Annotated in this window: 17 protein-coding genes and 2 tRNA genes; 11 read left to right on the top strand and 8 right to left on the bottom strand. The window is 66.5% G+C overall.

What is annotated here, in order from left to right:
• Positions 1 to 111 precede the first annotated feature (111 nt).
• The 5 genes from G432_RS24445 to G432_RS13110 form a co-directional block, all read right to left on the bottom strand.
• Complete coding sequence (locus tag G432_RS24445; RefSeq protein WP_084673658.1) at positions 112 to 294, bottom strand: helix-turn-helix domain-containing protein; 183 nt, start codon at positions 292 to 294, stop codon at positions 112 to 114.
• Between the two features lie 103 nt (positions 295 to 397).
• Complete coding sequence (locus tag G432_RS23305; RefSeq protein WP_144062047.1) at positions 398 to 1,072, bottom strand: hypothetical protein; 675 nt, start codon at positions 1,070 to 1,072, stop codon at positions 398 to 400.
• Complete coding sequence (locus tag G432_RS23310; protein WP_144062048.1) at positions 1,069 to 1,809, bottom strand: hypothetical protein; 741 nt, start codon at positions 1,807 to 1,809, stop codon at positions 1,069 to 1,071. The genes G432_RS23305 and G432_RS23310 overlap by 4 nt, the downstream gene beginning before the upstream one ends.
• Before the next feature lie 66 nt (positions 1,810 to 1,875).
• Complete coding sequence (locus G432_RS13105; protein ID WP_015459299.1) at positions 1,876 to 3,069, bottom strand: tyrosine-type recombinase/integrase; 1,194 nt, start codon at positions 3,067 to 3,069, stop codon at positions 1,876 to 1,878.
• A gap of 177 nt (positions 3,070 to 3,246) precedes the next feature.
• Positions 3,247 to 3,333, bottom strand: a tRNA-Leu gene (locus G432_RS13110).
• A 109-nt stretch (positions 3,334 to 3,442) separates the two neighbouring features.
• Here G432_RS13110 and G432_RS13115 point away from each other — a divergent pair.
• The 8 genes from G432_RS13115 to G432_RS13150 all read left to right on the top strand — a co-directional run bounded on the left by G432_RS13115 (position 3,443) and on the right by G432_RS13150 (position 16,168).
• Positions 3,443 to 4,372, top strand: coding sequence for a complex I NDUFA9 subunit family protein (locus G432_RS13115; RefSeq protein WP_015459300.1), 930 nt, complete (start codon positions 3,443 to 3,445; stop codon positions 4,370 to 4,372).
• Positions 4,373 to 4,477: 105 nt separating this feature from the next.
• Entirely contained in the window at positions 4,478 to 5,281 is an 804-nt protein-coding gene (locus tag G432_RS13120) for an undecaprenyl-diphosphate phosphatase (RefSeq protein WP_015459301.1), read from the top strand.
• A 156-nt stretch (positions 5,282 to 5,437) separates the two neighbouring features.
• Positions 5,438 to 6,895: an NAD(P)-dependent oxidoreductase gene (locus G432_RS13125; RefSeq protein ID WP_015459302.1), complete on the top strand. Its 1,458-nt coding sequence runs from the start codon at positions 5,438 to 5,440 to the stop codon at positions 6,893 to 6,895.
• Between the two features lie 43 nt (positions 6,896 to 6,938).
• Positions 6,939 to 11,483, top strand: a complete 4,545-nt coding sequence (gltB, locus tag G432_RS13130; protein WP_015459303.1) for a glutamate synthase large subunit — start codon at positions 6,939 to 6,941, stop codon at positions 11,481 to 11,483.
• Between the two features lie 103 nt (positions 11,484 to 11,586).
• Positions 11,587 to 11,663, top strand: a tRNA-Arg gene (locus G432_RS13135).
• A 166-nt stretch (positions 11,664 to 11,829) separates the two neighbouring features.
• A complete protein-coding gene (locus tag G432_RS13140; protein WP_015459304.1) occupies positions 11,830 to 14,115 on the top strand; it encodes a TonB-dependent receptor in 2,286 nt (761 codons plus the stop codon).
• A complete protein-coding gene (locus G432_RS13145; RefSeq protein WP_015459305.1) occupies positions 14,115 to 14,675 on the top strand; it encodes a hypothetical protein in 561 nt (186 codons plus the stop codon). The genes G432_RS13140 and G432_RS13145 overlap by 1 nt, the downstream gene beginning before the upstream one ends.
• Positions 14,672 to 16,168, top strand: coding sequence for a PepSY-associated TM helix domain-containing protein (locus G432_RS13150; RefSeq protein ID WP_015459306.1), 1,497 nt, complete (start codon positions 14,672 to 14,674; stop codon positions 16,166 to 16,168). The genes G432_RS13145 and G432_RS13150 overlap by 4 nt, the downstream gene beginning before the upstream one ends.
• A gap of 43 nt (positions 16,169 to 16,211) precedes the next feature.
• On the opposite strand, the gene G432_RS13155 is transcribed toward G432_RS13150, so the two are convergent.
• The 3 genes from G432_RS13155 to G432_RS13165 all read right to left on the bottom strand — a co-directional run bounded on the left by G432_RS13155 (position 16,212) and on the right by G432_RS13165 (position 20,849).
• Positions 16,212 to 18,515, bottom strand: coding sequence for a TonB-dependent receptor domain-containing protein (locus tag G432_RS13155; RefSeq protein ID WP_041864919.1), 2,304 nt, complete (start codon positions 18,513 to 18,515; stop codon positions 16,212 to 16,214).
• Between the two features lie 130 nt (positions 18,516 to 18,645).
• The gene (locus G432_RS13160; RefSeq protein ID WP_015459308.1) at positions 18,646 to 19,746 is read right to left on the bottom strand and encodes a DUF5694 domain-containing protein; all 1,101 of its coding nucleotides are present in this window, start codon (positions 19,744 to 19,746) and stop codon (positions 18,646 to 18,648) included.
• Between the two features lie 83 nt (positions 19,747 to 19,829).
• Complete coding sequence (locus G432_RS13165) at positions 19,830 to 20,849, bottom strand: SPOR domain-containing protein (protein WP_015459309.1); 1,020 nt, start codon at positions 20,847 to 20,849, stop codon at positions 19,830 to 19,832.
• A gap of 193 nt (positions 20,850 to 21,042) precedes the next feature.
• Between G432_RS13165 and G432_RS13170 the strand changes: the two genes are divergently transcribed.
• The 3 genes from G432_RS13170 to G432_RS13180 all read left to right on the top strand — a co-directional run bounded on the left by G432_RS13170 (position 21,043) and on the right by G432_RS13180 (position 23,821).
• Positions 21,043 to 21,759: a ParA family protein gene (locus G432_RS13170; protein ID WP_015459310.1), complete on the top strand. Its 717-nt coding sequence runs from the start codon at positions 21,043 to 21,045 to the stop codon at positions 21,757 to 21,759.
• A 12-nt stretch (positions 21,760 to 21,771) separates the two neighbouring features.
• On the top strand, positions 21,772 to 22,416 hold the full coding sequence (locus G432_RS13175) for a hypothetical protein (protein WP_015459311.1): 645 nt from the start codon (positions 21,772 to 21,774) through the stop codon (positions 22,414 to 22,416).
• Between the two features lie 64 nt (positions 22,417 to 22,480).
• Positions 22,481 to 23,821, top strand: a complete 1,341-nt coding sequence (locus G432_RS13180; RefSeq protein WP_015459312.1) for an SPOR domain-containing protein — start codon at positions 22,481 to 22,483, stop codon at positions 23,819 to 23,821.
• Positions 23,822 to 23,838 lie beyond the last annotated feature (17 nt).

Here is a 23,838-nt window from a genome sequence, read left to right on the forward strand (position 1 = left end):
GCCAGCGCTCCTGACGGCGCGCGTCGGCGTCCGCGGGTCCCTCCTATGGACTACCGGGATAACCGCCGGAACTCACGAAAAAGGGGGTCAATGTTGGGCGCCGATAGGGGGTCAACTTTGCGCGCCGGTTGACAGGCTTGCGGCGGAAATGATCGTGCGGCGGCCAAGGCGCGTTACCTTCAAACGGCCTGAAGAAATGTGAGAATAGATCGTTGTCCTGCCGAGGCTGGACACGCGGCAGGCTTCCTTGATGGAATAGCCGAGCAGAGGCGCTTCGGATTGGGGAAATAGCATCGGTGTCGTTCCCGCAAGGTCACGGACGGGATTGTCCGAACGTTGCGGGACGATCAGTTATATGGAGCGAGACGCCCGAAATACGCGCCCGAAATAGGCCCGATCATTTAATTTCGGGCGCGGCCTTCCATGCGATGTGTGCGGAGCGAATCCGGTTTGTTATGGTTTTTATCGTTGGCGCTTGTCGGTCGGGATGCTCCTGCCGAAACCATGCTAACAAGGCTCCGGCCTCTTGGGTCAGAGTGGAAAGCGTGTCGCCTCGCTGCTTTCGACGATCGAACTCGGCCATATAGAGCGCGAATCCCTTTTCCCTTCTGCCTGGATCTCCTGTTCCCTCAACTTCGGCCTTTGGTTCGGGCGTCAGACATTGCTCGGGAAGGTAGGATCGATCGAATTCTACATTCCGGGCAAAGCCCGAGTAGGTGCCACCCTCATCCTGAAACGACGACAGATCGAATTCCCCAAGGTGCCAGTTGGCGTTCCGGTGCGCTGCTGACTTCACGACGACCTGCCAGTATTCCTTTGGAATTACCCAGCCGTCATTTTCGTTGCTCGGAACCTTCTCAAGTTTCCAGCCATCACCATCGATCGGTCTGAACTCGCAATGATAGGCTCCCGCACGCGCTGGCCAGTCCCCAGCGGACAAATACCGCAGAATTGACGCTTGGGAACGCTCCCTCGCTTCTACCAAATTCACCTGCATCGCCGAGGCGTATGCGCGCGTCATGGCGGCGAGGGCATCGCAGGCCGATATCCATCTGCTTTCGTGGTTGCTCATGCAAGGGGATCGCTCTTGTCCCATAGGTCGTTGTAATGCTGGACTTTCAACGTGCCGAGTTCAGCTTCTGCACGGGACACTGACGCCGGAGACTTTTTGGCGATGTCCTTGAGCGACTGTGAAATGAGCCATACTACCTTGCCGTCAAGGATGATGAGCCGGTCATGCAGGGAACCCTGCGGCGCATATCTTACTTCGACGGGATGGCTTTTTGAAATATTGTCACCTTCCCACTTACCGGCGGCAGCTAAAAGTCCGGGGTGATACTCAGGCCGCTTCGCAGCCAAGCACCGAACGATCTTTCGAGCAGCGGAGTGGGGCGCTAAGTCTGTGTAGATGACAGAATTGAGATAGGGGTCCACTATCAGCAAATCGTCGCATTCTGTCTGCATAATACTGACGAGGGCAGCGTACCCGTTCCACGTATCCCCACCGGGGATGAACGCACCTTTCAATGCCGCAGGCGCTGACAACTCGACACGACTATAAGCGTCATGGAGGGGAATCAGAAGCTTGTCGCGACTATGGGAATATGACCCAAGCGCCTCGCGGGCTGTGCGAAAGCTAACTAGAGCCGGAATGGCGCCGCTTGCCTCAATCAGAGCGTCCGCCCTCCCCAACCATGCTCTATCGTTATTGGCCAAATCTTCCTGATAGGTGAATTGCGGCGCATCACGAATCGTGGCTTCCAAGAGTGCAAGCAGTTGTTCTGGAGGTGGTGATTTCCGGCCGATCATTTCGACTGAATGACGCGACTAAGTAGCGACAGTCAACAGCGCCTTAAGCCCGAGGGCGCATCGCCGTCATTTGCTCACATGGCGCTCATCCAGATAATCGCTCCACCACTGCGCCATGCGGACGCGCTCATCCCAATAAAGCCCGCGATGATAGGCCCCGCGCGTGGCATTGCTTTCGCCATGGGCAAGGGCGCGCTCGATCGCATCGGGATTCCACAGCCCGCTTTGATTGAGCAGGGTCGAGGCCGTGGCGCGCAACCCGTGGGCCGTCACCTCGTCCTTGTCGAAGCCCATACGCCGGAACGAGGCGTTCAGCGTGTTTTCGCTCATTGGACGGCTGGGGCCATTGGCGGAGGGGAACACATACTTTCCCGAGCCGGTAAGCGTCCGCAGTTCCACGAGCATCTGCTTCACCTGTCGCGACAATGGCACGGCATGGGGCCGCCGCGCCTTCATTTTGGCGGCGGGCAAGTTCCAGATGCCCTCCTCAAGATTGAACTCCGCCCATTCGGCATGGCGCAGCTCGCCCGGTCTGACGAACACATGCGGCGCGATCTGAAGCGCTGCCTTGGTAACGGGGCTGCCGGTGAATGTATCGATCGCGCGCAGAAGCTCGCCCAGTTTGGCAGGCTCCAGAATCGCGGCGTAATGCTTGGCCTGAGGCGTGGTCAGAGCGCCTTGTAGCAAATGGGCAGGGTCGGAGGCGCACCGCCCCGTCACGACGCCATAACGGAAGACTCGGCTCGCGAACGACCGGCATTTCTTCGCCGTCTCATATCGCCCCCTCATCTGCACCCGCATCAGCGCCGCCAGCAGCATTTGCTGATCGACCTCCGCGATCGGCATTTTGCCGATGGCGGGCTCCAGCTGCTCAAGGAACCATCGAGCCTTGCTGATCGTCGCATCAGCCCGTGATTCGCCGACCATCTTCGTATCAATATATTCGTGGGCCACGGCAGCGAAGGTGTTGGCGGCGCTGATCTTGGCAGCGACCTTGCCTCGCTTGCGATCCAAGGCCGGATCAACGCCCTTGAGCAGCTTTGCCTTTTCGTCATCGCGCGTGGCCCGGGCTTCTTTCAGCGAGACGGCAGGATAAGCCCCGAGTGCAAGTCGCTTCTCCTTGCCCGCAATGCGAAACTTCCAGCGCCAGAGCTTCGAGCCGTTGGGGAAAACTTCAAGGTAGAGGCCGCCGCTATCGGCCTTTCGATAGGGTTTATCGAGTGGCCGAAAAGCCCTGATTTCCGTGTCTTTCAGCGCCATGCGGGGGCACCGAAATCTGACGAAACGGGGCCGCTCGGGGTATATGCCCCCGGCGATGCCCCCAGAATGGCCCGATTGTTGGCGATCATGCGTGAATGCCCCCGAACAGTTCGGGGGAGTATTTCGCAGATTTCCTTGATTTTTTCAACCGTTGGCGAACGTCCGCGAACGGTTAGTTGGTGCCCAGAAGAGGACTCGAACCTCCACGACCTTGCGATCGCCAGCACCTGAAGCTGGTGCGTCTACCAATTCCGCCATCTGGGCACGGGGTAGGCGGCGGCCTTTAGGGGAGGCTGTCGGTGCTTGTCAACAGCCGCCATGGGCGGCATTGCGGTTGCGAACGAAATTTTTTCCAAAACTCGGGAATCGGGACATGACTGCACTTGTTACCCTGTTCGGCGGCGCCGGCTTTCTCGGCCGTTATGTCGCGCAGGAATTGCTGAAGGCCGGCGCCCGCGTGCGCCTGGCGGAGCGTGATCCCAAGCGGGCTTTCTTCATCAAGCCGCTGGGCGGGCTGGGGCAGACGCAGTTCGCCGCCGCCGATATCACCCGCGCCGAGAGCGTCGCGCGCGTGGTCCAGGGATCGGATGCCGTGATCAATCTCGTCGGCATCCTGAAGGGCGATTTCGAGGCCGTGCACATCGGCGGCGCGCGCAACGTGGCGGAGGCCGCGCGCGATGCGGGCGTGGGCGCGCTGGTGCATGTCTCCGCGATCGGCGCCGACGCGGATGCCGAATCCCGTTATGCGCGGAGCAAGGGCCAGGGCGAGGCGGCGGTGCGCGCCGTTTTCCCGCAGGCGACTGTCCTGCGCCCGTCGATCATCTTCGGGCCGGACGATCATTTCGTGAACCGATTCGCCCAGATGGCGCGCATGCCGGTGCTGCCGGTGATTCGCGGCGGCGTGAAGCTGCAGCCGGTGTTCGTCGCCGATGTCGCCCGCGCGGTCGCGGCGGCCGCGCTCGATCCCGCGCGCTTCGCCGGCCGGACCTTCGAGCTGGGCGGCCCGGAAACGCTCTCCATGGCCGATCTCAACGCCTGGATCGCCAAGGCGGCGGGCCGCGATCCCGCGATCCTGTCGATCCCCGACGGCGCGGCCCGGCTGATGGCGCGGCTCGGCGGCTGGGCGCCCGGCGCGCCGATCACCTGGGACCAGTGGCTGATGCTGCAGAAGGATAATGTCGCCGCCGGCGGCGCGGAGGGCTTCGAGGCGTTCGGCATCAAGCCGGCCCCGCTGGAAGCCGTCGCCCCCGGCTGGCTGGTCCAGTATCGTCGCCACGGCCGCTTCGCCAAGCAGCCGGCCTGATCGGGCAGGGGCGGGGCTTAGGCCGCGCCCCGCCCTGCTTCACCCGCATTCCCCCATCGCGGCTGTCGCCACGGCGGCCCGCCCGGCCGAAAGACGCCCCCGCTGATGCTTCCCGCGCTGATCGTCGTCATCCTCCTCGGCATCGTCGAGGGGGTCACGGAATTCCTCCCGGTCTCCTCCACCGGCCACCTCATCCTTGCCGGCGAGCTGCTGGGCTTCAACTCGGCCGCCGCCGGCACGTTCGAGATCGTCATCCAGCTCGGCGCGATCCTGGCGGTGATCGTGCTCTACTGGCGGCGCTTCTGGGATGTGCTGGCGGGCCTCGTCCGCGGCGACGCGCGCGCCATCGCCTTCGCCCGCAACATCGCGCTCGGCTTCCTGCCGTCCGCCGTGATCGGGCTGATGGTCTACAAGGTCGTGAAGGCGATGCTGGAGACGCCGGTGATCGTGGCGGTCGCGCTGATCGTCGGCGGTGTCGCCATCCTCGTCATCGAGCGGCTGGTGCGCGCGCCTTCCACCCACAGCGTGGAGGAGATGGGGTGGAAGACGGCGCTGGGCATCGGCTTCGTCCAGTGCCTGTCGATGATCCCCGGCGTCAGCCGCTCGGGCGCCACGATCATGGGCGCGCTGGGCCTGGGTGTGGAGCGCCGGACGGCCGCCGAGTTCAGCTTCTTCCTCGCCGTGCCCACGATGCTCGCCGCCTCGGGCTACGATCTCTACAAGAGCGGCGGCGCGCTCGGCAGCGACGACTGGCTGGCGATCGCAGTGGGCTTCGTCGTCTCCTTCATCGTCGCTCTCGTGGTGATCCGCTGGTTCATCGGCATTGTCAGCAAATATGGTTTCGCGCCCTTCGCCTGGTACCGGATCGTCGCCGGCGGCATCGCCCTGGTCTGGCTGCTGGTGAGATAAGGCCGATACGGACCTTGTTTGAAGGCTCTCTCGACGTGATGTCGCCCGGGATGAACGGAATGTCGAAATAATAGGTCATCAGCACTAACCTATATCGCAAATTCGACGTGACTCCGCCCTTTCGATGAGTCATGGGCCGTTCGAGGAGAACGGTTCATGGCGGATAACCCCATGCTCAAGTTCGTCCGGGTGGGGCAGGATTATCCGGCCAAGCGCCCGGCGGGAGAGCGCAGCGCGGATTTCGGCGAGATCGCGCGCAAATATGAGATGGTGAAGGCGGAGGAGCAGGCGTCGCGCTGCTCGCAATGCGGCGTGCCTTATTGCTCCACGCATTGCCCGCTCCACAATCACATCCCCGATTGGCTGCGGCTGACGGCGGAAGGCCGGCTGCGCGAAGCCTATGAGCTGTCGAACGCCACCTCCACCATGCCGGAGATTTGCGGCCGCATCTGCCCGCAGGATCGGCTGTGCGAGGGCAATTGCGTCATCGAATTTTCGGGCCATGGCGCCGTCACCATCGGATCGGTGGAAAAATTCATCACCGACACCGCCTGGGCGGAAGGCTGGGTGGAGCCGATCCGGCCGCTTCCCGATCGCGGCCAGTCGGTCGGTATCATCGGTGCCGGCCCGGCGGGCCTTACGGCGGCGGAGCTGCTGCGCGCGCGCGGTTATGAGGTCCATGTCTACGATCGGCACGATCGCGCCGGCGGCCTGCTTACCTACGGCATCCCCGGCTTCAAGCTGGAAAAGCCCGTGGTGATGCGCCGCGTCGCCCGGCTGGTCGAAGCCGGCATCCGTTTCCACATGGGGTTCGAGGTCGGCCGCGATGCGGGCATGGCCGAGCTGCGCGAGCGCCACGATGCCCTGCTGATCGCCACCGGCGTCTACAAGCCGCGCGCCATCAAGGCGCCGGGCGTGGGATCGGACGGCGTGGTCGACGCACTCGATTATCTCATCGCCTCCAACCGCAAGAGCTTCGGCGATGAAGTCCCGGCGTTCGAGGATGGCAGCCTGAACGCCGCCGGCCGCAACGTCGTCGTCATCGGCGGCGGCGATACGGCGATGGATTGCGTGCGCACGGCGATCCGCCAGGGCTCGAAGTCGGTGAAGTGCCTCTACCGCCGCGACCGGGCGAACATGCCCGGTTCGCAGCGCGAAGTCGCCAATGCCGAGGAGGAAGGTGTCGAGTTCGTCTGGCTCTCCGCACCCGAAGCGTTCGAGGCGGACGGGGAGGGCGGCCGCGTCTCGGCCGTCCGCGCGACGAAGATGCGCCTCGGCCAGCCGGACGCCTCGGGCCGCCGCGCGCCGGAGCCGGACCCCGGCAGCGAATTCCGGCTGGAGGCGGACCTCGTCGTCAAGGCGCTGGGCTTCGATCCGGAGGATCTGCCCAGGGCGTTCGGCGTGGACGAGCTTTCCGTCACCCGCTGGGGCACGCTGCGCGTCGATCACAAGACGATGCAGACCAGCCTGGAAGGCGTGTTCGCCGCCGGCGATATCGTTCGCGGTGCCAGCCTCGTGGTCTGGGCGATCCGCGACGGCCGCGACGTGGCCGACCGGATGCACGCTTTCCTGAAGGCGAAGGCCGGCGCGGCGCGCGAGAAGGTGGCCGCCTGAACCGGCGGGCCGAGCCAGATGATACCCCTGAGGGGATGAGATGATGACGACCTACGACCAGCCCAACCCCGTCCTCGATGCCGAGCGCGCGCGCCTCGCCGCCGACGGCATGTATCACCCCGACATGGAAGGCGATGCCTGCGGTGTCGGCCTGGTCGCGGCGACGGACGGCAAGGCCTCCCGCCGCGTCGTCACGGCTGCGATCGATGCGTTGAAGGCGGTGTGGCATCGCGGCGCCGTCGATGCGGACGGCAAGACGGGCGACGGCGCCGGCATCCATGTCGACCTGCCGGTGCGCTTCTTCGACGATGCGATCGAGGCTTCGGGCCACCGCCCGCTGCCCAACCGGCTCGCCGTCGGCATGATCTTCCTGCCGCGCACCGATCTCGCCGCGCAGGAAACCTGCCGCACCATCGTCGAATCCGAGATCATCGATTTCGGCTACACCATCTATGGCTGGCGGCAGGTGCCGGTCGACGTGTCGGTGATCGGCGAAAAGGCGCAGGCCACCCGGCCGGAGATCGAGCAGATCATGATCGCCGGCCCGCTGCCGGAGGAGATGGACGAGGCGGAGTTCGAAAAGAAGCTCTACCTCATCCGCCGCCGCATCGAACGCAAGGTGATCGAGGCGCAGATCCAGGGCTTCTACGCCTGCTCGCTGTCGTGCCGTTCGATCGTCTATAAGGGGCTGTTCCTGGCGGAGGAGCTTTCGGTCTTCTACCCGGACCTGAAGGACGAGCGCTTCGTTAGCCGCGTCGCGATCTTCCACCAGCGTTATTCCACCAACACCTTCCCGCAATGGTGGCTGGCCCAGCCGTTCCGCAACCTCGCCCATAATGGCGAGATCAACACGATCCGCGGCAACAAGAACTGGATGAAGAGCCACGAGATCAAGATGGCCTCGCTGGCCTTCGGCGAATATTCGGAGGAGATCAAGCCGCTGATCCCGGCGGGCGCCTCCGATACCGCCGCGCTCGACGCCGTGTTCGAGGCGATCTGCCGTTCGGGCCGCGACGCGCCGACCGCCAAGCTGATGCTGGTGCCCGAAGCTTGGCAGGAAGCGGATATCCCGCAGCCCCATGCCGACATGTATTCCTATCTCGCCTCGGTGATGGAGCCGTGGGACGGCCCGGCCGCGCTGGCGATGACGGATGGCCGCTGGGCCGTGGCGGGCGTCGACCGCAACGCGCTCCGCCCGCTGCGCACCACGCAGACGGCGGACAATCTGCTGATCGTGGGATCGGAAACCGGCATGGTCGTCGTGCCCGAAAGCTCGATCGTGCGGAAGGGGCGGATGGGGCCCGGCCAGATGATCGCGATCGATCTGGAAGAAGGCAGGCTCTACGACGACCGTGCGATCAAGGATCGCATCGCGGCCGAACAGCCCTATGGCGAATGGGTCCGCAATTTCCTGTCGATCGACGATCTGCCCGAAGCCGCCGATGCGCGGCCCGCCTATGATCGCGCGGAATTGACCCGCCGTCAGGTCGCCGCCGGCCAGACGCTGGAGGATATGGAGCTGATCCTGGCGCCCCAGGTGGAGGACGCCAAGGAAGCGATCGGATCGATGGGCGACGATACGCCGCTGGCCGTCATCTCGGACAAGCCGCGGCTCGTCAGCCACTTCTTCCGCCAGAATTTCAGCCAGGTCACCAACCCGCCCATCGATTCCCTGCGCGAAACGCAGGTGATGTCGCTCAAGACGCGGTTCGGCAACCTTGCCAACATCCTCGATGTTGAGGCGCAGCAGGGCAATGTGCTGGTGCTGGATTCGCCCGTGCTCAGCTGTTCCGACTGGGCGCGGCTGAAGGGCCATTTCGGCCGCCACGCGGCGGAAATCGATTGCACCTATCCGGTCGATGGCGGGCCGGATTCGCTCCGCCAGGCGATCGCCCATGTCCGCGCCGAGGCGGAGAAGGCCGTGCGCGAGGGCCGGACCGAGCTGTTCCTCACCGATGAGAATGTCGGGCCGGATCGCATCGCGATCGCGATGGTGCTGGCCGCCGCCGCCGTCCACACCCATCTCGTCCGCAAGGGGCTGCGCTCCTATGCGTCGATCAACGTGCGCTCGGCCGAATGCCTCGACACCCATTATTTCGCGGTGCTGATCGGCGTCGGCGCGACCACGGTGAACGCCTATCTGGCCGAGGCGGCGATCGCCGATCGCCATGCGCGCGGCCTGTTCGGCGATCTTTCGCTGGAGGATTGCCTGAAGCGGCAGCGCAAGGCGATCGACGACGGCCTGCTCAAGATCATGTCGAAGATGGGGATCGCCGTGATCTCCAGCTATCGCGGCGGCTACAATTTCGAGGCGGTCGGCCTCTCCCGCGCGCTGGTCAACGATCTTTTCCCCGGCATGCCGGCCAAGATCTCGGGCGAAGGCTATGCCTCGCTCCAGCTCTCGGCGAAGCTGCGCCACGACGCGGCCTTCGACGAAGCCGTCACCACGCTGCCGATCGGCGGCTTCTACCGCCAGCGCAACGGCGGGGAGGCGCACGCTTATTCCGCCCAGCTGATGCACCTGCTGCAGACGGCGGTCGCGACCGACAGCTATTCCACCTATCTGCAATTCGCGCGCGGTGTGAAGGATATGCCGCCCGTCTATCTGCGGGATCTGCTGGAGTTCAACTGGGCGCGCGAGGCGATCCCGATCGATTCGGTCGAGGCGATCACCGAGATCCGCAAGCGCTTCGTCACCCCCGGCATGTCGCTCGGCGCGCTGTCGCCCGAAGCGCATGAGACGCTGGCGATCGCGATGAACCGGATCGGCGCGAAGGCGGTGTCGGGAGAGGGCGGCGAGGACAAGTCCCGCTACACGCCTTATGAGAATGGCGACAACGCCAACTCGGTCATCAAGCAGATCGCCTCGGGCCGCTTCGGCGTGACGGCGGAATATCTGAACGCGGCCGAGGAGATCGAGATCAAGGTCGCCCAGGGCGCCAAGCCCGGCGAGGGCGGCCAGCTTCCCGGCTTCAAGGTGACCGCGCAGATCGCCAAGCTGCGCCACTCGACGCCGGGCGTCACGCTCATTTCGCCGCCGCCGCACCACGACATCTATTCGATCGAGGATCTGGCCCAGCTCATCTACGATCTGAAGCAGATCAACCCGCGCGCGCGGGTCTGCGTGAAGCTGGTCAGCCAGGCGGGCATCGGCACGGTCGCGGCTGGCGTCGCCAAGGCGCATGCGGACGTGATCCTCGTCTCGGGCCATGTCGGCGGCACCGGCGCGTCTCCGCAGACCTCGGTGAAGTTCGCGGGCACGCCCTGGGAAATGGGGCTGACCGAGGCGAACCAGGTGCTCACCCTCAACGGCCTGCGCCATCGCGTCAAGCTGCGCACCGATGGCGGGCTCAAGACCGGGCGGGATATCGTGATCGCCGCGATCCTGGGGGCCGAGGAATTCGGCATCGGCACGCTCAGTCTGGTGGCGATGGGCTGCATCATGGTCCGCCAGTGCCATTCGAACACCTGCCCGGTCGGCGTCTGCACGCAGGACGAGGCGCTGCGGAAGAAGTTCGTCGGATCGCCGGAAAAGGTCATCAACCTGATGACCTTCATCGCCGAGGAAGTGCGCGAGATCCTCGCCAAGCTGGGCGTCCGCTCGCTCGACGAGGTGATCGGCCGCACCGAGCTGCTTCGCCAGGTCAGCCGCGGTGCCGAGCATCTCGACGATCTCGATCTGAACCCGGTGCTGGCCAAGGTGGATGCGGACGACGACAAGCGCCGCTTCAACATCCCCACCTTCCGCAACGAGGTGCCGGACAGCCTCGACGCGCAGATGATCGCGGACGCGAAGGCCGTGTTCGAGCGCGGCGAGAAGATGCAGCTCACCTATACGGTGCGCAACACGCACCGCGCGGTCGGCACGCGCTTCTCGTCGGAAATCGTCCGCCGCTTCGGCATGGAGAAGCTCGCCGACGGCCACGTCCATGTCCGTCTGCGCGGATCGGCCGGCCAGTCGCTCGGCGCCTTCGCGGCCAAGGGGCTGACGCTCGAAGTGTTCGGCGACGCCAACGACTATGTCGGCAAGGGGCTTTCGGGGGCGATCATCACCGTGCGGCCCACCGTCTCCTCGCCGCTGGAAAGCCGGTCGAACACGATCCTCGGCAACACCGTGCTCTACGGCGCCACCTCGGGCCGCCTCTATGCGGCCGGCCAGGCGGGCGAGCGCTTCGCCGTCCGCAATTCGGGCGCGACCGTGGTGGTCGAAGGCTGCGGCGCCAACGGCTGCGAATATATGACCGGCGGCACCGCCGTGATCCTCGGCCGCGTCGGCCAGAATTTCGGCGCGGGGATGACCGGCGGCATGGCCTTCGTGCTGGATGAGCATGGCGACTTCGCGTCGCGGGCGAACCCGGAAAGCATCGTCTGGCAGCGGCTGGCCTCCACTTATTGGGAAACCCGTCTCAAGGCCCTGATCGCCGAGCATGCGGTGGCGACGGACAGCAAATGGTCCAACATCATCCTCGATGATTGGGATCGCTGGCGCGGCCATTTCTGGCAGGTCTGCCCGAAGGAGATGGTCTCCCGCCTCGAACATCCGCTCAGCGATGCCGAGGCGGAAGCCGCCGCCGTCGCCGCGGAATAAGGACCGTCCGGGCCAGCCGTGGCGCGATCGTTCACCCGGTCGCGCCACAGACGGTTTCGCGCGGCGGCGAAACCGGTTATGGCCACGCCCGGATTGCTCCAGCGGCCCCGTAGCTCAACTGGATAGAGCACCTGCCTTCTAAGCAGGATGTTGCGTGTTCGAGTCACGCCGGGGTCGCCATTTCCATCATAACATGTCGATGACACCTCGCCGGGGGCGAGGGCATGGGAGGCGTGCGACGGCGCCGGATCGCCGGCATGCGGGGCCGTCCCGATTCCGATCACTAATTGCGATTGACTTGCGTTAGCTTCCGGATATGGACCGCCCTGAGTGAACAGGGGGATCCATGAGCCGGTTTTTCGCACTGCTTTCCAGCGTTGCCATCGTCGCGTTTGCCGCACCCGCCTGGGCCGATACGGCTCCTGCGGTGGACGAGGAGGCGACGGCGCCGGGCGAGATCATCGTCACCGGCGAAAAGAGCACGCGCACGTTGCAGCAGACGCCGACCAGCATCGCCGTCGTCACGCCCGAGCGGATCGAGAAGGAAGCCCTGATCACGATCCAGGACGTCTACAACCGCACGGCCAATCTTTCCGAAACCTATGGCGCGGCGGGCTTCACGATCCGCGGCGTCAGCAACACCGGCGTCGGCGCGGGCGGGCAGGCGGATGCCGCCAGCGTCTATGTCGATGGCGCGCCGATCCCGCACTGGGCGCTCTATGGCGGCCCCACCGACATGTGGGACGTCCAGCAGGTCGAGGTGCTGCGCGGCCCCCAATCGACGATCCAGGGCCTCAATGCGCTGGCGGGCGGCATCGTCATCACCAGCAAGGACCCCTCGCTCGTCAACTGGACGGGCGATGTGCGCGTGCTGTGGACGGAACATGATGACCGCACCTTTTCGGGCGCGGTGGGCGGCCCGATCATCGAGGACGAACTCGGCGTGCGCCTTTCGGCCGAGCGGCGCGCCGATCGCGGCCTGATCCGCAACGTGACGCGCGGCGGCTATGACGATGAGTTGAAGGCGCTGAACCTGCGCGGCAAGATCAAGTGGACGCCCGCCGCGATCCCGGGGCTGGAGGCTGTCGCCAGCTACAACCGCGTGCGGCGTGACGGCGGCTATCTCTACGAATATTCCCGCACCGACGTGCCGGATTATTACGACCACCGCATCTCAACCGGCGATCAGCCCAGCCGCGGCAAGATCGACAGCGATATCGCGGTGTTCAACCTCAGCTACCCGCTGGCCGACAAGCTGAAGCTGTCCAGCGTGACCTCGTGGAACAGGTCCAAGGTCCATTCGGTCATCGATACCGATGGCACGCCGGCGGACCTCCAGACCATCGACAACCGCTATCTCTACAAGACGCTGACGCAGGAACTGCGCCTCAACTATGATAGCGATACGCTGAGCGGCCTGCTCGGCGCCTGGTATTATCGCCGCACCGGCAGCATCCACCAGAACAGCCGCATCAATATCGAAACGCCGACCGCGACGATCGCCGGGCTGCTGCAGGCCAACGGCGCCACGCCGGCGCAGGCGCAATTCATCAGCAACGCCTATGCCGCCCAGCTTCCGGTGATCCCCGTGGCCTATAATGGGGATCAGCCCGAAAAGGTGGAGACGATGGCGCTGTTCGGCGACGCGCGCCTGAAGGTCACGGATCGGCTCACGCTGATCGGCGGTTTCCGCTTCGATCATGAACGCAACCGCTATGCGGCGGAAACGGTGGCGACGTTCAACGGCACCCTGCCGGACCCGAACTTCATGGGCGCGCCTTATGCGGGCATCATCTCGCTGATCAACCAGGGCGTGCTGGGCCTCGTGTCCGATGCCTCCTCGCCGCTGGCGTCCAACAGCCGCACCTTCAACGCCTTCCTGCCCAAAGCCGGCATCAGCATGGACTGGACGCCGGATCTCACCACCGCCTTCACCGTCCAGCGCGCCTATCGCTCCGGCGGGTCGAGCCAGAATCCGGCCCGGGCCGAGCTGGTGCCCTACGATCCCGAATATAGCTGGAACTATGAAGGCTCGCTCAGGTCCAAGTGGCTTGACGGGCGGCTCGTCCTCAACGCCAACATCTTCTACATGACGTGGAAGGACCAGCAGGTGACCGCCTATTTCGGGCAGAACGCCTATGACTATAACACGGTGAACGCGGCTGGATCGCACCTCTACGGGTTCGAGGTGGAAGCCAATGCCAAGGTCGCGCGGGGCGTGGATGTCTATGCCTCGGTCGGCCATGTCCGCACCAAGTTCGACGATTTCGATCTTCCGCAGGGCGCCACCAGCACCGTCGATCTCGAGGGCACCCAATTCCCCTATGCGCCGCGCTGGACGCTATCGGGCGGGGTGAACGCGGAATTCGGCGGCGGCTTCACCGCCAACCTCAACGCCAATTACCGCACCTCGGTCTTCACCGGCGTCGGCCAGGATCAGGCGCAATACAAGGTTTCGGGCCGCACGGTCGTGAACGGCCGGATCGGATATGAGACGGACCGCTGGTCGCTGTTCCTGTTCGCGCGCAACCTCTTCAACGAAAAATACAAGCAATATGAATATGCGGCGATCCACCAGGCGATCCTGGGCGATCCGCAGACCTTCGGCGTGGGCGCGGGCGTCCATTGGTGATGGCGGCGGCCAGCCTCGCGCTGCTGGCAGGCGGCGCGCTCGGCGCCTCCCTGCTCCGCCGGTCCTGGCAGCGGCGTGACAGATCGGCGATCGGCCTGATTGCCGGCGGCTGGGCCGTGCTGGCCGGTCTCGCGCTGGCATCGGCAGTGCTGATCGGCCCGGTCAAGGGGCTGGCGCTGGCACTCGCGCTGGAAGGCATCGGCGCGTTGGTGGTCGTCTGGTCCGGTCGGGTGCGCCGCAAGGCGGCACGCCTGCGCGAAGGGGAAGTCGCGCCCGAGCCGCTGGAGGGGCCGGGCCGCTTCTGGCGCGGTGTGCTGCGCGCCCTGCTGGCCGGGCCGCTGGGCATGACGGCGGCGATGGGCATCGCTTTCTGCATCACCGTCTATCTGCCGGGCGATCCGCGCACGCGGATCGTGCTCGGCGGCATGATGATGCCCGTGCTCTGGGGGCTGGCGATGACGTGGACGCTCGCCGATCGCCGCCTGTTGCGCGCCACCGCCGTTCTGGCCGGCACCAGCATCGTCGGCTTCGGCCTTGCGGCTTTGGGAGGGGCGGCATGAACGATATGAAAGCCCGGAACAGCCGCAGCCGGCAATGGCGCTGGCCGATCTCGCCGGAAACGGTGCGCGCGGTGCTCAGCAGCCACTCGGTCCTCGGCCTCGCCTTCGCGGGCATAATCTATCTGGTCTGCCTGACCGGCACGATCGTGGTCTTCGCGCCCGATCTGGAACGCTGGGAAATCCCGGCCGCGCCCGTCATCTCCTCGCTCTCCGATACGGCGGCGGCGCGGGCGATCGCGGAGGGGGCAAGGCATGCGCCGGCCGATGCCACGCTCTATCTCAGCCTGCCCGCGCGCGCGCGCGACGGGGCGACGCTGGTTGCCTATAGCCCCACCTTCGAACGGAAATGGGCCGTGGCCGCCGACGGCGCGCTCGCCGATATGGAAGCGATCTGGACGGAATTCCTGATCCACCTCCACGTCAACCTGCACCTGCCGCGCAGCTGGGGCGAATTCATCGTCGGGCTGACCGGGGTGGCGCTGCTTTCGTCGCTCGTCTCCGGCATATTGGCCCATCCGCGCATCGTGCGCGATGCCTTCCACCTGCGGCTCGGCGGATCGCGCCGCCTGCAGGAGGCCGATCTCCACAACCGGCTCGGCGTCTGGGCGCTGCCCTTCCATTTCGCGCTGGCGCTGACCGGCGCGCTGCTCGGGCTCAGCACCGTCATCGTCGCGGCGCTCTCGCTGCTGCTTTACCGCGGCGACATGGGCAAGGTCTACGAACTGTTCCTCGATCCGCCGCCGCCCGTCGATGCGCGCGCCGTACCGATGCCCGATATCGCCGCGCTGATCGCCGATGCGCGCGCCCGCGCGCCCGGCGCCGCGCCGCAAAGCCTGATGGTCGAACGGCCCGGCCGGGCTGATATGCGCATCTCGGTGGATGGCGGCCGGCCGCGCCTGCTCGTCTCGCAGGATGAAACCCGGTTCGATGCGCGCGGGGCCATGGTCCATGACGAGCATCCCCAGGATATCGTCACCGGCACCCGCCTGCTCGGCGGCATCGGCCAGATCCATTTCGGCTGGTTCGGCGGCCTGCCCGTGCGGCTGGCTTATGGCCTGCTCGGCCTCGCCCTTTGCGTCGTCACCTCGACCGGCGTGACGATCTGGCTCGCCCGCCGCCGCGATCGGGGCCGGCCGGCGCCGCGATGGGAACGCATCTGGGCCACCGTCTGCTGGGGCCAGCCCGCCATTCTCGCACTGACGGCACTGCTCGCCTTGTTGACCCCCACGGCACCTTTGCCGGCAGCGTGGCTGGGCCTGACGATCCTGTCGATCCTCGCCGCCGCGCTGGCCGGCACCATATCGGCGGACCGGCTCTCCCGGGGCTGGCGCTGGGCGCTCGCGATCCTGCTGTTGGCGCTCGCCTTGCTCCACGGCGTCCCCCTGCTGGGGAAAGGCGCGCCCTTGCTGATAGATGCGCTGTTGCTGGCCGGCGGACTGGGGCTGCTGGCCTCGCTGCTTCGCGGGCAAAAAGCGCGGGCCGTCGCCATCTAGCGGGGATGGGGAGCGCCGCCGCCCTCCATCCCCATGATGCGCTTTAGTTCAGCTTGCCGCTCAGCGAGATGCCGAAGACACGCGGCTCGTTATAGACGGCGGCCATGTAATTCTCGATCACGCCCTTCAGATTCTTCTCGTTGGTGATGTTGCGGACGAAGAAGGCGATCTCGTAGGCGCCATCGTTGCCGCTATAGCCGAGCTTCAGGCCGCCTTCGAAATTGCCCTTAGAATAGAACTCCTTGGTCTTGTAGAGCACGAAGTTCGTATAGCCCTGGATGTTCCAGTCGGTCGCCAGGAACAGCTTGCCCGCGTCGCTTACGGGCAGGTCGTAGCGGCCGGCGAAGTTCAGGTTGTACTTGGGCGCGTTGGGCAGCGGATTGCCGTCGATCTGCGCGAACACCGCCGGGCCGAACGCGGTCGGCACGGTGATGGTCGGGTCCTCCACGGTGCAGACGACCGCGCCGTTCAGCGCGCAGACCTGCGCATAGACGCGCTTGTCCTTGATCTCGGTATGCAGCACGCTGCCGCCCAGCGTCAGCGCCAGGTTCCGCACCGGCCGCCAGTCGGCCTCCGCCTCGAGGCCGTAAGCCCTGGCCTTGTTGGCGTTGAACAGCACGCCGTTGCCGTCGGCATCGTTGCCGTTCAGCTGGATGTCGTCGACCGTATAGGCGAAGGCCGATGCGTTCAGGCGCAGCGTGTTGTTGAACAGGCTGGTCTTCACGCCCGCTTCCCAGGACAGGATCGTCTCGGAATCGGCGGTGGTGAAATCGCTGTTGAACACGGCGGAACGGCCCTGGATGGTCGGCCCGCGGAAACCCTTGGCGACGCGCGCATACAGGCTGACATCGGGGTTCACCTGATAGAGCGCGCTGATGTCCCAGCTTGGCTTGGTGTCCTTCAGCTCGACGAAGGTGCGGCCCGTATAGGTCACGACGCCGGCCGCCGTGTCGGCGGTCTTCAGCAGGCGGGTCTCCTTCTTGTCCTCGGTCACGCGGACGCCGCCCGTCAGGGTGAAGTCCGGCGTGATGGCGTAGCTCGCCTGGCCGAACAGCGCCCAGCTGGTGTTCACATTGTGCAGCCGCACCCAGTTGTTGGGATTGTGCCCGGCGGTGGTGAGGAAATAGGCGCGCTGGTAGAAATCGGTCGTGTCGCGGCTGTCGAAATAAAGACCGCCGACCTGCCATTTGAACGGCCCGTCATTGGCGCTCGCAAGGCGCACTTCCTGGGTCCACTGGTCGAGATCGCGCACCTTGCCCATCGACTGGCCGAAGCCGTTGGGCACGCCGTTGACGGGGAAGTCGGCGGCGGCACCGCCGTCGGTATCGCCGCGGCTGTAGCCGGAGGTGGTCTCGTAAGCCGTGATCGACGTCAGCGTCACCGGCCCGAAATCATAATCGATGTGCAGCGATCCGCCGTAGGTGTTGTAGGCCTGCGGATTATTGTCGGCTTCGTCGTAGGCCACTTCGTCGCGCGGCACGTCGGTCTTGTTCGAACCCTTCTTCAGCGCGCCGCGCAGGAACAGGGTGGAGGTGCCGTCATAATCGCGGGCATGGCCGGATGCGAGGATGGAGAGCCGCTCGGTCGGCGTCAGCAGCACCTGCAGGCGGATGTCGCGCTCGTCATAACCGCCCATCGCATTCTTCTTCGGCGTCACGGTGCCGTCGGCGCTGGTGCCGGTGAACACATTGTCCACATAATCGTCGCGATGCTGGTAGAGGCCGGATACGCGCACCGCCACCTTGTCGGGCACGATCGCGCCGCCGATGCCGCCGTCGAAGGTCACCGTATTGTAGCTGCCATAGGATGCGGAGGCGCGGCCCTCCAGATCCTGGCTCGGGCGGATCGTATCGAACTTGATGATGCCGGCGGTGGTGTTGCGGCCGAACAGCGAACCCTGCGGCCCGCGCAGCACTTCCACCTGCCGCACGTCGAACACGGGGTTCGACTTCAGCACCACATGCTCCAGCACCACATCGTCCTGGATGATCGAAACCGGCTGGGACGCGCCCAGATAGAAATCGATATTGCCCAGGCCGCGGATATAGAAACGCGGGAAGATGCGGCCGGTCGTCGTCTCGGCATAAAGGCTCGGCACCCTGCCGGAGAGCGCCAGCAGCGTATCGTCGCCGCCGCTCTGGAAGTCCCGGAGGTTGCCGCCGCCGATGACGCCCACCGAAACCGGCACCTTCTGGAGATTCTCCGATCGCCGCTCCGCCGTCACCACGATCTCACCCAGATCGTCGCCGGCGCTCGTTTCCTGCGCTTGCACCGCGATGGGGCAGCAGAATGCGCCCATGGCGGCGCCCAGCAACAAGGATGATTTTCCAACCGCTTTGAACATCATTCCCCCTTTGGCGGTGTCTGTCCGGCCGCCAGTGACGCACATATTGCTTCTGTAACAAATCATTTCGGAAGCGCTGGCAAGGCGCCCTAGGCCGCGATTGTTTCCCTATCGTGACGACCTTTGGCGTCGGCTACTGAAGCACCGCATTGACGTCCACCAGCGTCACATCGTGCATCTGGTTGAGATAGGCCTCGTAATAGCCCTTGTGCGATGAGCCGACGATCGCGAGCAGGCGGGTGCCGGGCCGGCGGCCCAGCACGTCGCGGATATTGGCCGCCATGCGGAGGTTGCGCGTTTCCCAATAGCCCACATAGCTGCGGCCGAAGGCCTGCGGCGACGGTTCCTCGAGCGCGGCGCCGAAATCGGAGAGATAGACCTGCATCGGCACGCCGGGCGCATTATAGGCGCGATACATCGCCATCAGCCCGTCCGGGCGGGAGAGGCCCGCTTCCAGCCGATCATCCTCCGCCCGGCGCGCGTGCGCGGCGGGGTTGTCCCACGCGCGGCGGATCGCGGCTTCATAAGCCTTCTCGTCCACCGGGCCGGGGCTGTCGGCCGAATGATCGTCCACGCTCCACAGCCGCTCCAGGCCGAGCCGGGCGGCGAGGGGGGCTGCGATCAGGTAGCTTTCGTTACGCCGGTCCTTCAGCTTGTCCAGCAGGGCCGCCAGCTCGGCATTCAGGCCGTCGCCGGCGCGGCGTTCTCCCTCCGGCAGGCGCAGCCATTGCACCAGCGCGGAGCCGCGCTCGCCCGCCGCCAGGAAAAGGGCCGCCAGATGCCGCCGCTGTGCGGCCGAGGGCGCGGCCGGCCAGTCCGCCAGCAGGCGTTCGGCCTCGGCATTGGCGGCCGGCACGTCCAGCCCGGTCGCCTTGCCCGCGGCCACCGTGTCGGGGCAATAATCCTTCACCGTCTCCGCATAGCGGGAGGGATAGCGGCGCAGGCTGTCGCACTGCAGGCCGGACATGTCCTCGGTGGCGACGGCCGTGGGCCGCCAGCTTGCCAGCCGTTCCAGAAGCGGGGCCGTCATGTCCGGCCGGAAGCTGTCGGGCAGGTCGGACAGGTGCATGGTCCCCAGCACCAGCACTTCATTGGGCTTCCCGGCGGCCGGGCCTTTCAGCCGGTCGGGCTGGAAGGACGGCCGGTAATCCTGCCGTGGAGGATCTGCCAGGGCCGCCCCGGCGAACAGGGCGAGGCCCAATGCAACAAGCGTGGATCGACGAAGGCCGGCCATGCGACACCCCTTTTTTGAGCATGAACGAGATGCCGCTCTAGCTCGACTGTGTTGCTCATGCAATACAGTCGAATCGGTGCCGTCTAGCGCGTCGTGAAGCAGGCCTGGCCATGTGCCGCCAGCGCCGCGCAGGCGCGGTCGGCGGCGGCGTGATCGGGGAAGGGGCCGGCCTGCAATCGCGTCACCGCCCCCGCGTCGATCAGGAAGGATTGCTTGTCGGCCAGCACGGCATGCGTGTTCCTGAGCTTCTGCCACAGGCCGTCGGCGCGCGCGGCATCGCTGAACGCGCCGAGCTGGATGCGCCAGCCGCCGCTGGCGGAAGGCGAAGCCGCCGTGGCGGCAGGCGATCGATCGGGCGCCGCGACTTTCGCTTTCCTGTCCTTCGCGGCCTTGGCGGTGGGCACCGGGGCTGCTGCAGCCTCGGTCGCCATCGCCGGTATCGCCGTCTGTCCGACGGCGGCGGTGCGGCCCATTTCCAGCGCCAGCGCCTCGCCGCGACGGCGTTCGTCCTTGGGGATGTAGCGCTCCATCTCCGCCAGACTGTTCACCGCCGGGGGCAGGCCGCTCGCCGCCGCGCGTTTCATATAGGCATAGGCCCGCACCCAGTCGCGCGGCGGGGGATCGCCGTTGAAAGCCAGTGTGCCCAGCACGTAGAGCGCGCGGGCATCGCCCCGCTCGGCCGCCTTCTGCAGCCAGGGGAGGGCGGTTTGGCGATCGCCGTCGTCGAACAGCAGCAGCCCGTAATTGGCCTGCGACTGGGGATGGCCCTGCTCGGCCGCCCGGCGATACCACTCGCGCGCCGCCTTCGGATCGGCGGCCACGCCACGGCCCAGCCGATAGGCCTGGCCCAGGTTGAACTGCGCATCGGCATTGCCGGCCTCGGCCAATGGACGCCAGAAGGCGATCGCCGCCGCATAATCGCCGCGCTTCCATGCGGCGACGCCCGCCGCCGGACCGGACGGCGCCGCCGGACCGGGCGCGGGCGGCGCGAGAAGCGCCTGGGCCGCCGGGGCGTCGGCAGGTTCCGCCGCCGATGCGAAGGTTGCCGCGCCCGCCGCCGCCAGCACCGCCATCGCACCCAGCCATTGCCCCGACGAAACCATGCTTGTTCCCTGTAAACCCGGCCTGCCCGCCTGATCGGCCCATCCCGGCCATGGGGCCGGGATGGTTAATCTTTCGTCAGTGATCTTGCCCCGGTCCGTTCCATACTATCGGTATGGCATTCCCGCAATTTAACGAACTTTTAGGCCGCCCGGTGGCATTCGTTGCGATAGCGACGGTTATTGGGGATTGGATATGCGGGTATTGGCGCTGGCATCGCAGAAGGGCGGGTCCGGCAAGACCACGCTTTCCGGCCATCTGGCGGTTCAGGCGCAGCGCGCTGGCGCGGGGCCGGTGGTGCTGATCGATATCGATCCCCAGGGCTCGCTGGCCGATTGGTGGAACGAACGGCAGGATGACATGCCGGCCTATGCGCAGACCACGGTCGCGCGGCTCGCCGCCGATCTGGAGATGCTGCGCCAGCAGGGCTTCCGCCTCGCCGTGATCGATACGCCGCCGGCGATCACCGTCGCGATCCAGAGCGTGATCCAGGTGGCGGAACTGGTCGTCATCCCCACGCGGCCCAGCCCGCACGATCTGCGCGCCGTCGGCGCCACCGTCGATCTGTGCGATCGCGCCGGCAAGCCGCTGATCTTCGTGGTCAATGCCGCGACGCCCAAGGCCAAGATCACCTATGAGGCGGCGGTGGCGCTGTCGCAGCACGGCACCGTCGCGCCCGTGACCCTGCATCACCGCACCGATTTCGCCGCCTCGATGATCGACGGCCGGACCGTGATGGAGGTCGATCCCAAGAGCAAGTCGGCCGCCGAGGTCGAGGCTCTTTGGAGCTACGTCTCCGATCGGCTCGAGAAGAATTTTCGCCGCACCGTGTTCGCCGCGCCCGGCCAGATCGCGGTCACCGGCAGCGCGCGGCCCATGGGTGGCTTCGGCCGCCGCGTGGTCCAGCACTAAGGGGGGATGATGATGAGCGAATCGCGTCCCTTCGCCTCTCTCACCTCCGGCCTGCTCGCCCGCAAGGGCTTCGCGCGGCCGGCCATGCGCCCGCAGGGCCATGCGCTTACCCCTTCGCATGACGATCTCGGCTGGAACGATATGGGCAGCTTCCGCGCGGCGGAGGAGGAACGCCCCCAGCCGGCAGTGTCCTTCCTCACCCCGCTCTCCGGCGGCGAGGATGCCGGATCGCCCCTGCTGGAGCCGGCGCCTCCCGTCGTCCATCGCCAGCAGGAGGTGATCGCGCAGGAATTCGGCGCCGCTATTCCCGCTCCTGACGATGCGTTTGCCGATGAGGCCCCGGCCGCCGCAGTCGAATCGCCGGTGGTGGCGGAGGCCGCGCCGGTCGCGGCCGTGCGTGCGCCCAAAGCGTCCCGCTCGAAGGCGCACGGCACGCGCGTCGGCACCCGCACCAAGGCGGCGCCCGGCTCGCGCGCCAAGGCGGCCTTCACCCTGCGGCTCGATCCCGAACGCCATCTCCGGCTCCGGCTGGCCTGCGCGGTCGGCCATCGTTCGGCCCAGCGGCTGCTGATCAACGCGCTCGATGCCTATCTGGCGGATATCCCCGGCCTCGATGCGCTCGCCCAGAATGTGCCGGGCGGGGCGCCATCCGCCTGACCGGTATCGTCCATATTGTCCGGCCGTCATTGTTCAGGCCGTCATTGTTCAGGGAAGCGTTGCGATGAAGTCCAGGGTCCTGCTTCAGCTTTCGGCCTCAGCCGCCCTCCTCGCGCTCGTCACCGTCGGCTGCAAGCCGGCGGGATCGCGGCCGGCGACGCTCTCGTCCACGGCCGTGCCCGATGCGCGAGACGGTGCCCGCGCCGCCGCCAAGGCGCGCGCCGCACTCCAGGCTCGAGACGCGGCGAAGGCCGTTGCCGAGGCGGAACGATCGGTCGCCGCCGATCCGCGCAATCCCGCCTATCGCGCAGTTCTCGGCCAGTCCTACCTCCTCGCCGGCCGCTTCGTCTCGGCGCAGACCGCCTTCGCCGATGCGCTGAGCCTCGATCCCGATCAGCCCGTGGCCGGCCTGAACCTGGCGCTGGCCCGGATCGCGCTGGGCGATGCCTCCGGCGCGCTCCGCCTGCTCGACCAGCTCGAGGGCAAGGTCGGCGAAAGCGATCGCGGCCTGGCCTTTGCGCTGGCCGGCGATGTCGAGCGCGCGGTTCCGATCCTCGAGGCCGCCGCCCGCGCGCCCGGCGCCGACGCCCGCACCCGCCAGAATCTCGGCCTCGGCTACGCGCTCGCCCGCCGCTGGGATGAAGCCCGCGCCGTCGCCGCCCAGGATCTTCCGGCCGAACAGGTCGGCCGCCGCATGCTCGAATGGGCGATGTTCTCCCGCCCCAGCCGCAGCTGGGATCAGGTGGCCGGCGTGCTCGGCATCAGCCCCCATCTCGACAGCGGCCAGCCCGTCGCCCTCGCGCTCGCCCCGCAGGCCGAACCCGTGCGCACGGCGGCCGTGGAGCAGCCGGCACCGCTCGCGGAGCCGGCGATCGCGGAAGCCCCGGCTTCTCCGCCGGCCGAGCTGGCCGCCAATCTCGAACCGGAAGCCTTGCCGCCGCTGCTGAAGGCGACGGCTCCATCGGTAACGCCCGTCGCCGTGCCGGCGATGCTGGCCCCGCCGCCGGCCAGGCCCGTCCGGGCCGCCTTCGTCGCGCCCGAACCAGCCCTGCGGCAGGCTTCGCTCCCGATCCAGCGCGTGGCGAGCGAGGGCGGCTTCGTCGTCCAGCTCGGCGCCTATAGCACCGCCGCGCGGGTGGAGACGGCCTGGAGCCGCATCGCCGCGCGCGTCCAGATGATCGCGGATTATGTGCCGTCCAGCAGCGCGTTCGATCTGGAACGGGCCGGCACCGTCTATCGCCTCAGCCTCGGCGGCTTCCAGACCCGCGCCGCTGCGGTCGATCTTTGCGAGAAGGTGCGCCTGAAGGGCGGCGAATGCTTCGTGCGCGCGGCGCTTGGCGATCGTCCGCTGCGCTGGGCGTCCGCAACGCCTGCCGGGGGCGGCCGGCAGCTCGCCTCGCGCTGAACGGCCGGCGCGCGCCG

Source organism: Sphingomonas sp. MM-1, from assembly GCF_000347675.2.
GTDB classification, from domain to species: Bacteria; Pseudomonadota; Alphaproteobacteria; order Sphingomonadales; family Sphingomonadaceae; genus Sphingomonas_E; species Sphingomonas_E fennica.